The 12,300-nt window shown below is 66.4% G+C and carries 10 protein-coding genes and 1 pseudogene; 3 read left to right on the top strand and 8 right to left on the bottom strand.

Annotated elements, in window-relative coordinates; genetic code table 11:
- Positions 1–114 precede the first annotated feature (114 nt).
- From ACH0AE_RS17165 to ACH0AE_RS17155, 3 genes are all read left to right on the top strand, one after another.
- Positions 115–1,152, top strand: a complete 1,038-nt coding sequence (locus ACH0AE_RS17165; RefSeq protein WP_113731489.1) for a zinc-dependent alcohol dehydrogenase family protein — start codon at positions 115–117, stop codon at positions 1,150–1,152.
- A 153-nt stretch (positions 1,153–1,305) separates the two neighbouring features.
- Positions 1,306–2,628 carry a KfrB domain-containing protein gene (locus ACH0AE_RS17160; protein WP_406876072.1) on the top strand — a complete coding sequence of 441 codons (1,323 nt, stop codon included), beginning with the start codon at positions 1,306–1,308 and terminating at the stop codon, positions 2,626–2,628.
- A 73-nt stretch (positions 2,629–2,701) separates the two neighbouring features.
- A complete protein-coding gene (locus tag ACH0AE_RS17155) occupies positions 2,702–2,890 on the top strand; it encodes a hypothetical protein (RefSeq protein ID WP_406876071.1) in 189 nt (62 codons plus the stop codon).
- Positions 2,891–2,957: 67 nt separating this feature from the next.
- Here ACH0AE_RS17155 and ACH0AE_RS17150 read toward each other — a convergent pair whose 3' ends face one another.
- The 8 genes and pseudogenes from ACH0AE_RS17150 to ACH0AE_RS17115 form a co-directional block, all read right to left on the bottom strand.
- Positions 2,958–5,288: a TonB-dependent receptor domain-containing protein gene (locus ACH0AE_RS17150; RefSeq protein WP_406876070.1), complete on the bottom strand. Its 2,331-nt coding sequence runs from the start codon at positions 5,286–5,288 to the stop codon at positions 2,958–2,960.
- A gap of 17 nt (positions 5,289–5,305) precedes the next feature.
- A pseudogene (locus tag ACH0AE_RS17145) lies at positions 5,306–5,488 on the bottom strand (P-type conjugative transfer protein TrbJ); the annotation flags it as partial.
- A 5-nt stretch (positions 5,489–5,493) separates the two neighbouring features.
- Positions 5,494–7,932, bottom strand: a complete 2,439-nt coding sequence (trbE, locus tag ACH0AE_RS17140) for a conjugal transfer protein TrbE (protein WP_406876069.1) — start codon at positions 7,930–7,932, stop codon at positions 5,494–5,496.
- On the bottom strand, positions 7,926–8,198 hold the full coding sequence (locus ACH0AE_RS17135) for a VirB3 family type IV secretion system protein (protein ID WP_406876068.1): 273 nt from the start codon (positions 8,196–8,198) through the stop codon (positions 7,926–7,928). Before ACH0AE_RS17135 ends, trbE begins: the two co-directional genes overlap by 7 nt.
- Complete coding sequence (locus ACH0AE_RS17130; RefSeq protein ID WP_406876067.1) at positions 8,195–8,521, bottom strand: TrbC/VirB2 family protein; 327 nt, start codon at positions 8,519–8,521, stop codon at positions 8,195–8,197. The genes ACH0AE_RS17135 and ACH0AE_RS17130 overlap by 4 nt, the downstream gene beginning before the upstream one ends.
- A gap of 2 nt (positions 8,522–8,523) precedes the next feature.
- Positions 8,524–9,510, bottom strand: a complete 987-nt coding sequence (trbB, locus tag ACH0AE_RS17125) for a P-type conjugative transfer ATPase TrbB (RefSeq protein ID WP_406876066.1) — start codon at positions 9,508–9,510, stop codon at positions 8,524–8,526.
- A complete protein-coding gene (locus tag ACH0AE_RS17120) occupies positions 9,507–9,908 on the bottom strand; it encodes a CopG family transcriptional regulator (protein ID WP_406876065.1) in 402 nt (133 codons plus the stop codon). The genes trbB and ACH0AE_RS17120 overlap by 4 nt, the downstream gene beginning before the upstream one ends.
- A gap of 1 nt (position 9,909) precedes the next feature.
- The gene (locus tag ACH0AE_RS17115; protein ID WP_406876064.1) at positions 9,910–11,931 is read right to left on the bottom strand and encodes a conjugal transfer protein TraG; all 2,022 of its coding nucleotides are present in this window, start codon (positions 11,929–11,931) and stop codon (positions 9,910–9,912) included.
- Positions 11,932–12,300: the final 369 nt, after the last annotated feature.

Genomic DNA, 12,300 nt, shown 5'->3' with positions numbered 1-12,300 from the left:
GGGGCGAAAAACGCTTGCCCAGCGAGCAAAATCAGGCGATCTTGAAGTCAAGCGGCAGGCCACTTGGGGAATGTCGGAAGACATCGGACAATCAGCGCCAAGGAGGAAACGAGAATGAAAGCGCTCGTCTATCAGGGACCCGGCAAGAAAGACTGGGTCGAAAAGGCAAAACCTGTCATTGAAAAACCCACCGACGTGATCGTGCGGGTGACCAAGACCACGATTTGCGGCACCGATCTTCATATCCTGAAGGGGGATGTGCCCGCGGTGACCGAAGGCCGGACGCTGGGCCATGAAGGCGTCGGCGTGGTGGAGGAAGTCGGCGGAGCCGTGCGCAACCTCAAGAAGGGCGACGCGGTTCTGATTTCGTGCGTCACCTCCTGCGGGACCTGCCCGAATTGCAAGCGCCAGCTTTACGCGCATTGCTCGGACGGGGGCTGGATCCTCGGCCATAAGATCGACGGCACCCAGGCGGAATATGTCCGCATCCCCTATGGCGACAATTCGCTTTATCCGATCCCGGAGGGCGCTGACGAAGAGGCGCTTGTGATGCTTTCGGACATCATGCCGACCGGGCTTGAGATCGGCGTCCAGGCCGGCCGGGTGAAGCCGGGCGACGCCATCGCCATTATCGGCGCCGGCCCGGTGGGCATGTCGGTGCTGCTGACCTCGCAGTTCTACTCGCCCGGCCGCATCATCATGATCGACATGGATCCGGCGCGGCTGGAGTTGGCGAAACAGTTCGGCGCCACTGATCTGGTCCAGGTCGGAACGGAAGACGCTGTTACGCGCGTTTTGGAGATCACCGGCGGAGCAGGCGTTGATGTCGCTATCGAGGCGGTCGGCATTCCGGCGACCTTCGATATCTGCCAGAAGATCGTTTCGGCAGGCGGCAACATCGCCAATGTCGGCGTTCACGGCAAACCCGTCCAGCTTCACATCGAAGAACTGTGGATCAAGAACATCAACATCTCCATGGGGCTGGTTTGCACCAACACCACGCCGATGCTGCTGAAGACCTTGGGATCCGGTAAGGTCAATCCAGGCAAGCTGGTGACCCATCGCTTCCCGCTGGATGAGATCCTGAACGCCTATGACGTCTTTGCGAATGCCGCACGCGAAAAGGCGATGAAGGTAATCCTCCAGGCCTGAGGCGCTATTTTCTTCAAATTTGTGGATGAACACCCCGTCTGGACGATCCGGCGGGGTGTTCTTGCATCAGGGACATTCGGGTTGCGCCGATCGCCTCTCTATTTCCGGGTTGCGATCCCCGCTGCAAAGATGCCGAGCAGGGTGAGCAGGGCAATGCCGAACAACAACGCTGTCCACAACACGGCGGCCGTGCTGGCATCCGAGCAATACCGGCGTGCGATCGGCGACCAGTCCGACCCGTGGCGACGGGAGGCCCGGTTCATCACCGGCTCCCCCGGATCGGGCAAGACGACCCTTGTTCTCGCCAACGGCGTGCCCGACGACACCCGCGTTGTTTACGAGGGCCAGCTACTGGACCCATCGAGCCGCGCCAAGATCGGCAAGGCGCTGGACATGGGCCTAAACCTGCACGTCACCGCCGTCATGCCGCGCATCGAGGAAGCCTTTGACTTCACCCTAAAGCGGTTCGAGCGCGTGGGGCGCGGGGCGTCGATCGGGACCATGGCCCGCATCCATGACGGGACACCGGAGGCATTGGCGGCGATCAATGCTATGTTCGGATCGGCCGTGAACATTGCGATCATCGACGCGCGCGATCGGAGCAATCCGAGGCACTACGATTTGAAAGATGGACTAGAGATTTGGAAGGAGGAACTTAGCCGTGGATCGACCGAACAGAGACTATACGACCGACTTTATTACATCAGGCGCGAAGGACGAGGCTCCGACGACTTCGACCGGCAAGCCCGAGGGCGGCCGATCGAGGCCGGCGACCCGCGATTGGAACGACAGCCTTACAGCGTCGATCAAGCGCCTCGCCGAGAACCCGGACGAGCTGGCGAAGATCGAGGCGCGGGGCTTCTAGGGATGGGCCTCATAGCCACCGGCAACGCCGCGTTTGACGGTGGCGAGCGTGTTGTCGTGATGGACGGAAGCCGGCTGCACGAGAAGCGGTTTGGCGGCCAGTGGATCGCGCAGAAGGTGGACCCGGCCGGGATGCTCCCGAAAGGGATCTACCAGCTCGACAACGCCGCCAAGGCCGACCCACATGCGACCGCCGAGTATCGCGGCGCGATCGTTCATGTGGACGGCGGGCGTGTCTATCAGCAGCACGGCGGCAAGATCGTGGCGCATGACAAGTCGCGCTTCCCCGATCCACCACGGATCGGAGAGCAAGCGCGGATCGACTATCAGGACGGCCAAGCTGTTCTGACAAATCGCGGGCCGACACAGAGCCAGTCCAGCGCCACCCCGGCGAGCGATAGCGGCAGCTATGTGGGGTCGATCGTGGCGATGGACGCCAAGACCGTCACCCAGCTTGTTGACGGCAAGCGCATCACCCACGAGCTGCGCTTTCTCACCGGCAAGACCGGCGAGCTGGCCCAGGGCAAGACGCTGGCGATCGACTATCGTGGCGGGATCGGCAAGGTGACGGACCCCCAGCAGCAGAGCCAAAGCCGGGGGCGAACCCGGTAGCTTCAGCATAGTCGCGGACGACTATGGTGGACGCCGGCCGACATAGTTGCGGCCGACTATGGAGGAATCGAGCGTGCCAGATCACACCGCCCCGGCCGCGCCCGTCAATCAGCGCGATTGCGACGCCTTCGGGCTGGTGGAGCGGGCGCTATGCTTGATCGAGAGCGGCGGCAGCGGATCGACCCGCTATGCGGAGCTGCTACGCGCCGCGATGGATGCAGCGGCCGAGGCAGGCGTGTTCCCCACCCATCGCGGCCAGTAGCGAGGGCAAAGAAAAAGGGGCCGGTTTCCCGGCCCCTTTCGTTTGTCGATCGCCGCAGCGGCGCCGATCACCGCTGCCAAGGCTGGATAATCAGGTCGTAATAGTCATGGTCGAACAGGTTGCGGACCCAGCCGAAGATGTTGAGCCGGTCGTCGGCAGTGCGAAATCCCAGCCGGACGTTTTCGACTGAATAGCCGTCGACGTCGGTGTAACGAGAGCGCGTCGCATTTGACGAGAACTTGCTGCGCGCCGTGCCGTCAAACCCGAAGTAGGCGTTGCCCGCGGTGCTGACCGGCAGCGTGTATTCGAAGGCGTAGCTGGCCGACCATTTCGAGACGCCGGGAAGCCAGCTGCCCGACGCGTCGCAAAAAGGCGGGCTGAACCCGCCCGGCGTGCCCGGCGCGCTCGGCGTGCCGACGATATTGCCGTTCGCATCGACCGGCAGCACGGTGCCGCCCGACAGTTCCGGCGGGCACGGAGCATCTGGAAACCGTATGTAGCGTGCGTCGGTGAACGCGCCGTTGGCGTAGAGCGAGAACCTGTCGCTGGGCCTGAAGCTGAATTCGGCCTCAGCCCCGCGTGTGCGGACCTTGACCGCGTTGGCGAGATAGGCGAGCACGACACCGCCCGACTGGTTGTTCGTCACCGTCGTCTGGTAGTCCTTGATCTCGGTCCAGAACGCCGAAAGGTTGAGCGTCGCGCGACGATCGAAAAATTGCGACTTCAGGCCGATCTCGAAATGATCGATCTTCTCCGGGCGCACGGTGACGGCGTTCAGCACCGGCGCCCCGTTCGACAGGGGAAGGCCGTTCATGTTGATGCCCGCCGATTTGAACCCGTGCGCAAAGGTGGCATAGCTCATAACCTCACGGGCGACGTCGTAAGACACCGTCAGATCATAGGCCAGGTTCCATGAGTCGAACTTCTCGGCGTAGGATTGCGGCGGCAGGGTATTGCGCTGATCGCTGTTGAGCGTGGTGCTGCCGCTGCCCGTCGTCACAGTCGCGGAATAGGCTCCGTCCTTCTTGTCATAATTCAGGCGCACGCCCGGCAGGATGCGCAGCCGGTCGGAGACTTTCCAGGTCAGCTGCCCGAATATCGCCGCGCTGACGCTCTTGTACCGGATGTCGTTTTCCGAACGCAGCCCGTCGAGGATCGCCGGGTTGCAGGCGTTCGCGGCCGGCGGATTGCATCCGCTCGACCCGGCGGGCACGTTGCCGGGATTGAGCAGCCAGCGGCTCGCTGCCGACCCCTGTTCCTGCGCGCCCTCGGTGCGGAAGCGCTGCCAGAAATAAAAGCCGCCAGCGACGAAATCGAAACGCTCGCCATCGTAGGCGTAGCGTACCTCCTGGGTGACCTGGCGGTGACGCGACGGGTTGCCCGAGAAGGTCGTGATCGGCAGCCCGGTGAAGTCGCGGTCGCTGGACGGCAGCCAGTTCCACAGCCGCCAGGCGATGATCGAGGTGAGCGTGCCGGATCCCAGCTTCCAATCGGCGATCAACGATATCCCGGCCGAGTCTTGCCCTGCCTTCAACTCCGCGTCGAGGTCGGTGAGACGGTCGAACGCATTGGTGCTGGGCGGCGCATAGTCGAACGCAGCCGCCAGTGCGGCATACTGCCGGTTAAGCGAGCGCTGCGTCGCGCCGGTTCGCACATAGATCTGTGCGCCCGCTTCGGGCCGCTGTCGGCTGTAATCGCCGACCAGGCGTAGATCGAGATCGTCCGACGCGCGCCACAACAGCTGGCCGCGCAGGCTCAGATTGTCGCGCTCGTTGATCCAGCGCCGCGTCGCGACATTGTAGATGGTCCCGCGGCGCGATGTCGTCGAAAACGCGAAGCGGGCGGCCAGGTTTTCGGTCAACGGCCCGGAAACCGCACCCTTCGCCTGACGAAGTTCGAGATTGCCGAGCGATGCCTCGAGATAGGCTTCGGGCGTGAAGCTGGGCTTGCGAATGCCGACGTTGATCGCGCCGGCGGTCGTGTTCTTGCCGTAGAGCGTACCCTGCGGGCCGCGCAGCACCTCGACGCCCGCCACATCGAACAGGTCGGACACGGCCGTCGCGATTCGGCTGTAATAGACCTGGTCGATATAGATCCCGACGCCCTGTTCGAGGCCGTCGTTGGTCAGCCCGAGCGGCGCGCCCAGTCCGCGAATGTTGATCGCCGCGTTGCGCGAATTGGTGCCGTAATAGGTGAGCGACGGCTGAAGCTGGACGAGCTGCGAGACATTCTGGCTGCCCGATTTCGCGATCACCGAATCGGTCAGGACCGACACCGCGATCGGCACATCCTGCACCGACTCCTCGCGGCGGCGAGCGGTGACGGTAATGTCATTTCCCGTCTGGTCGGCGGGAGTGGGGGCGTCTGCTACCGACGAGGGTGCGGTCTGCGCTGACACGCACACGGGCGATGCGGCTGGATCTGGTTGTTGACCTGCTGGAGCGTCCGCGCCGCGGTCAGGACGGTCTGGCTGTAGTTGCTTGGATCAAACACCGTGATCTGCGCGTGCGCCGAGGTGGCGAAGCCCATCGTCAGCGAGCCCAGGGCGCCGAGGCCCAGCGCCGTCGTGATCAGGTTCTTGCGGGTGAGGATACGCATCACTTCTACTCCTTCGCTTGGGGATCGGGGAATCGGGCGAGCAGCGCCGCGGCCCAGTCGAGCCCGGCCTCCTCGAGGAAGCGCGCAGCGAATCCGGCCGGGCCGTGCTCCGCAAGCAGCGCGTCAATGCGCGTCTGGGTGGCGGGATCGGAGGCGCCGCACAGCGCAAGCGCGACGGGCCCGAGGCCCAGCTCGAAGAGGCGGTTGCCGGCCGCAGACTGGAGGTAATAGTGCCGCTTCGGCGTCGCGCGGCTGACGAGCTCGATCTGCCGGTCGTTGAGCCCGAACCGCTGATAGGCCACACGCCCCTGCGGCTCGATAGCCGCGGCATTGGGAAGCAGGATGCGTTGCGGGCAGCTCTCGATGATGGCGGGCGCGATGCCACTGTCGGCGATGTCGGCCAAGCTCTGGCTCGCGAAGATCACCGCGACATTCTTCTTGCGCAGCGTCTTCAGCCACTCCCTGATGCGCGCGGCGAAGAGCGGGTGGTCGAGGAACTTCCAGGCCTCGTCGAGGATCAGCAATGTCGGACGCCCGTTGAACCGTGCCTCGAGACGGTGGAAGAGATAGGTCAGGACCGGTGCGACCACGCTGCCGGTACCCATCAGCGCCTCGGTCTCGAAGCACTGGACGTCCGCCATGCGCAGATCGTCCTCGGCCGCGTCGAGCAGGCGGCCGAACGGGCCTTCAAGCGTATAGGGCGCGAGCGCCGAGCGGAGCGCCATCGACTGGAGCAGCAGCGACAGGCCGGTGAGCGTCCGCTCCTCACGGGGCGCACTCGCCAGGCTGGTGAGCGCCGACCAGACGGCTTCCTTCACCTCCGGCGTGACCACGGCCTTCTCGTGGGCGAGCAGCGCGGCAATCCATTCGGCCGCCCAGGCACGCTCTCCGGTATTGTCGATCCCGGCGAGCGGCTGGAACGCGATCGTCTCGCCGGCGTCGCCGCCGAGCCCGAGCCCGTGATGCGCTCCGCCCATCGCCAGCGTGGCTGCGCGCGCCGAGCGGCCCATGTCGAAGAGATAGAGCTGGCTGTCCGGATAGCGGCGAAACTGGAGCGCGATCAGCGCGAGCAGGACCGACTTGCCGGCACCGGTGGGGCCTACGATCATCATGTGCCCGACATCGCCGACATGGGTCGAGAGCCGGAACGGAGTCGACCCGCTGGTCTCGGCGTGGAGGAGCGGCGGCCCGTCGAGGTGCGGGTTGCGCGCCGGGCCTGCCCAGACGCTCGACAGCGGCATCAGGTGCGCGAGGTTGAGCGTATGGACCAGCGGCTGGCGGACATTGGCATAGACCTGCCCGGGCAGGCTCGAGAGCCAGGCCTCGACCGCGTTCAGCCCCTCGCGGATGCAGGTGAAGCCGAGCCCGTTGACGATCCGCTCGACCGCGCGGACCTTGTCCTCGACACGAGCGCGATCCGCGTCGGCGACGGTAATCGTCGTGGTGAGATAGCCGAAGGCGACATGGTCGCCGCCCAGCGCCTGGAGTGCCAGATCGGCGTCGGCGGTCTTGTTGTCGGCGTCGCTGTCGAGCAGCTGGACCGGCTGGTTGTAGATCACCTCGCGCAGCATTGCGGTGACCGACTTGCGCTTGTTGAACCATTGGCGGCGCAGCCGCATCAGCGCCCTGGTCGCGTCGGTCTTGTCGAGCGCGATGAACCGCGTGACCCAGCGATAGCCGAAGTCCTGATGGTTGAGCGCGTCGAGGATCCCGGGCCGGCTGAGGCCGGGGAAACCCAGGATGGTCAGCGTGCGCAGGTGCAGTGACCCGAGCATCGGCTCGAGCCCGCCGGTGAGCGGTGTGTCGGCGAGCAGTCCGTCGAGATACATCGGCGTCTCGGGCACGCGCACGCCGTGGCGGCGCGTCGAGATCGTGCCGTGGAGGAAGGAGAGTGTCTCCGCATCGTCGAGCGCGGCGATCTCGGGCATGAAGCCCGCAAACAGGTCGAGCGCGCGATCGGTCTCCGCGACGAACCCGGTGAGCGTCTGGCGCCAGTCGCGGCCCTGCGACGCGTCGGCGCGCTCGACCAGCACGCGGCCGGCGCTGTCGGCCTGATCGGGCGGCGGCAGGAAGGTGAGAGTGAGATGGTAGCGGCTCTCGAAATGGGCGCTGGCCGCCTCGAAAGACGCGCGCCGTTCCTCGTCGACGAGCCAGGATGCGGCGTCCGGGAAGCTGCTCGCCGGATAGCCCGGCGCCTCCCGGCGCTCGGCCTCGATGTGCAGCGCCCAGCCCGAGCCGAAGCGCTTGAGCACATTGTTGGCGCGCGCGCAGGCGGAGACCAGCTCGGCCTCGGTCGCCGATTCGAGGTCGGGGCCGCGGAAGCGCAACGTACGCTGGAAGCTGCCGTCCTTGTTGAGCACCACGCCCGGGGCGACCAAAGCCGCCCAGGGGAGATGGTCGGCCAGCCGGTCGGTGCGGCTGCGATATTCGCGCATGTTCAGCATGCGAGATATCCCCGCTGCCGCAGGTGGCGCGCGAGCACCGCGGCGAAGTCCGGATCGCGCTTCGCCGCGAACACCGCGACGGTGTGCCCGACGGCCCAGACCAGCACGCCGGCGATCCATTGCTGGAGTCCGAGGCCCAGCGCGGCGGCGACGGTGCCGTTGACGATCGCAATGGCACGCGGCGCGCCGCCGAGCAGGATCGGCTCGGCGAGCGACCGGTGGAGCGGCGCCTCGAACCCTTCGAGATGCTGACCGTTGCCGATCATGCCAGCAACGCCCCGCCGCCGAACGAGAAGAAGGACAGGAAGAAGCTCGAGGCCGCAAAAGCGATACTCAGCCCGAAGATGATCTGGATGAGCCGGCGGAAGCCGCCGGCCGTCTCGCCGAACGCCAGCGTCAGGCCGGTCACGATGATGATGATCACCGCGACGATCTTGGCGACCGGGCCCTGAACCGACTCCAGCACCTGCTGGAGCGGCTCCTCCCACGGCATGCCGGTTCCGGAGGCCCAGGCCTGGCCGGCGGCGATGATGGCAAGGGCAGCGCCGGCCAGCAGGCGCGGCTTGGCGAACAAGGCAATGGTCTTCATGGTCAGGCTCCTTGGCTGGTAGGGAGGTGGAAGGGGGCGAGCGCGTAGGCGCCGGTGTCGGGATCGACTCCGACGACGCGCGCGATCGCGTCGACCGAGCGGTGCGCGCCGCGTCCGGCGATGAAGACGACAAGGTCGATCGCCTCGGCGACGAGGCGGCGGGGCACTGTGACGACCGCCTCCTGGACGAGCTGTTCGACGCGGTAGAGCGCGGCCTCGGCCGAGTTGGCATGGACGGTCGCGATCCCGCCGGGGTGCCCGGTGTTCCAGGCCTTGAGCATGTCGAGCGCCTCGGGCCCGCGCACCTCGCCGACGATGATCCGGTCCGGGCGCAGGCGCAGCGTCGAGCGCACCAGGTCGGTCATCGAGACCGTCCCGGGACGGGTGCGCAGCGCCACCGTGTCGGGCGCCGGGCTCTGCAGCTCGCGCGTGTCCTCGATCAGGATGACGCGGGCGTCCACCCAGCGCATCTCGGCGAGCAGGGCGTTGGCGAGAGTCGTCTTGCCCGAGCTTGTCCCGCCAGCGATGAGGATGTTGAAGCGCTGAGTGACCGCCGCGCGCAACATGTCCGCCATGGCCGCGGTCATAATCCCGTCGGCGACATAGTCATCGAGCGTGTAGAGGCGCTGGGCAGGCTTCCGGATCGAGAAGCAGGGCCCCGTCGAAACGGGCGGCAGCACGCCCTCGAAGCGTTCGCCGGCGCGGCCGTCGAGATGTGCCGGCAACTCGGACGAGATGATCGGCTGGCCGGCATGGACCTCGGTGCGGGCATGGCTCGCGACCAGCCGGACGATCCGCTCGACCTGCGCCGCGCCGATGACGACGCCGGTGTCGATCCGGCCTTCGCCGAGCCGGTCGAGGCGTAGCGACCCGTCGGGATTGACCATGACCTCGGTTACGAGCGAATCGGCGAGCGCGGACGCGATGTCGGGCCCCATCGCTGTGCGCAGCATTGCCCGGCGACGGTCCGAGGAGAGGATCTCGCTCATCGCTCCTCCTCCGCGGGAAGAAGCGTGCGCCTGCCGGTCGCGACGGCACGGCCGACCTGGGTGACGAAGGCCTCGAAGCGCTCGCGCGCGAGCGCGCGACCCGCCACGTCGTTTTCTGCGAGCGGCGCCTGGATCGCCAGCTCGAACCGGATGAACAGCGCGAGCGTCTCGAGTATGACATGTCCGTCACGCTCGATGCGGCCAAGGGCGTTGGACATCCGGTCGAGGCGCAGCGCGAAGCGGTCCTCGAGCTCGGAAGTGCCGCGGCGGTTGAGCCAGGCGGTCACCGCATCGGCAAGGATCGCAGATTTGCTTGCGCCAGGTGCTGCGGCGAGCGCCTCGAGACGGTCGCTGGTCGCTCTCGGCAGAAAGAGCTGGTGGCGGACGCGCTCGGCCATCTCAGAAATCCAGCTCGAGATTGTCGGGCCGCCCGTCGGCCATGTCGAGCGCATAGGCACGCCGGGCCGTGCCGGCCGTAGCCTGGTCCATCGCGCGCTTGTCAGCGCCGGCATCGCCCTCGTCCTCGCCCAGCCCTAGCGGGTCGGCAGGAGCCAGGTCGACAGGCGTCGCGGCGACGATCTCCTGGGCGGGGTGGCGCGCCTGCTCGAGGCCGCCGGCCTCCACCTCGTCTTCGCCAGCGGTCTCGGCGAGCCGCGTATCGACGGGGCGGACTCGGTCCTGCCAGTCATGGGCGCGCTCGGGCGGCAGGTCGGCTGCCCCGCCGGATCCGATCGCGGGAGGCGGCAGCACGCGCGCCTTGAATTGTGTGTCCTCGAAATAGCGCAGCTTCCGGGCGCGGACGGGCGGGTAGCCGGCGACCAGCACGACCTCGTCGGTTGGCGGCAGCTGCATGACCTCGCCGGGAGTCAGCAATGCACGCGCGGTCTCCTGCCGGCTGACCATGACGTGCGCGAGCCAGGGCGCGAGCCGATGACCGGCATAGTTGCGCATCGCGCGCTGCTCGGTAGCCGTGCCGAGCGCATCGGATATCCGCTTGGCCGTACGCTCGTCATTGGTCGCGAAGGCGACGCGGACATGGCAGTTGTCGAGGATGGCGTTGTGCTCGCCATACGCCTTCTCGATCTGGTTGAGGCTCTGCGCGATCAGGAAGGCGCGCACGCCATAGCCTGCGAGGAAGGCTAGGCTGGTCTCGAAGAAGTCGAGGCGGCCGAGCGCCGGGAACTCGTCGAGCATCATCAGCAGCTTGTGGCGCCCCGGAGCGCCCGCGGCATGAAGCTGCTCGGTCAGGCGCCGGCCGATCTGGTTCAATACCAGGCGGATCAGCGGCTTGGTGCGGCTGATGTCGGAGGGCGGCACGACCAGGTAGAGCGACACCGGATGCGGTGCGGCGACCAGGTCCTCGACCCGCCAGTCGGAGGCGGCTGTGACCGCGGCAACGGTCGGGTCGCGGTAGAGGCCGAGGAACGACATCGCTGTCGACAGCACGCCCGAGCGCTCGTTGTCGGACTTGTTGAGCACCTCGCGCGCGGCGGACGCGACGACAGGATGCACCAGCGGCGTCTCCTCGGTGCCGAGGTGATTGGTCGTCATCATCGCGCGCAGCGTTGCGACGAACGAGCGCCCGGGATCGGAGAGGAAGGTTGCGACCCGGGCGAGCGTCTTCTCCTCCTCGGCGTAGAGGATGTGGAGGATCGCGCCGACCAGCAGCGAATGGCTGGTCTTCTCCCAATGGCTTCGACGTTCCAGCGCGCCTTCGGGGTCGACCAGGATGTCGGCGATGTTCTGGACGTCGCGCACCTCGTCGGCGCCCCGGCGCACCTCGAGCAGTGGGTTGTAGCGGGCCGAGCGCGCGTCGGTCGGATTGAAAAACAGGCAGTGCGAGGAGCGTGACCGCCAGCCTGCGGTCAGCTGCCAGTTCTCGCCCTTGATGTCGTGGACGACTGCCGAGCCGGTCCAGCCGAGAAGCGTCGGCACGACTAGGCCGACGCCCTTGCCCGAGCGCGTCGGCGCGAACGCCATGACGTGCTCTGGTCCATCGTGGCGAAGATAGCGGGAGGCTGCGCGGCCCAGAAACACGCCCGCATCGGCGGCCAGGCCTGCGGCGCGGATGTCGCGGCAGCTCGCCCAGCGCGCGGATCCATAGGTGGTGACGTTGCGCCGCTGCCGGGCTCGCCAGACCGAGCCGCCGACCGCCGCTGCGCAGCCAAGCAGCCCGCCAGCGGCGGCGATCGCGCCTGCCTCGTCGAAGATGACCGGCGCATAGGCGTCGAAATGGAACCACCAGGGGAAGAGCGACCAGGGTGCGTAGACAGGTGTGTCGCCGAGCCGGAACCAGGGCGCGCCGAGCTCGGGCTGATACGCGAGCGATGCCGCCGCCCACTGCGTCGCGAACCAGATGCCGGCAACGACGATTGCGGCGACAACCAGCATCTGGCCAAGGAGGAGCTTAGTCGGTGTCATGCGGGCCTCCGCCCGCACGACTCAATGGCGCGGGCTTGGCCTCAAGGGTCGCCAGATTACGATCAGAGCGTCAGGCGCTCTCGGGTGACACGAGGTACGTGTTTGAGGACACGCGGCGTGATGGCTGCATTGGGACCGTGTTCCGACAGTCCGCTCTTGGGGAATGAAGCGGCAATAGCTGCCATTGCGGGACCGGCTAGCGCGGATACCATATACGAATTCAATCGGATCATCTGGGAATCCAATCCGCTATGGCCCTGGCTGATGCGTGAGACTGGTGGGTCATTCTCCCTGGGTTTATGATAGCTATCCTTTCTGCGTCTATAACCCCGAAAACCGTTGGAATTTAAACTGGACCTATTATTAGGT

The sequence above is a fragment of the Sphingomonas sp. 179-A 2A2 NHS genome, from assembly GCF_045371305.1.
GTDB lineage: Bacteria > Pseudomonadota > Alphaproteobacteria > Sphingomonadales > Sphingomonadaceae > Sphingomonas.
The sequence above is the reverse complement of the archived record's forward strand: the minus strand, read 5'-3'. Positions and strand labels throughout refer to the sequence as shown.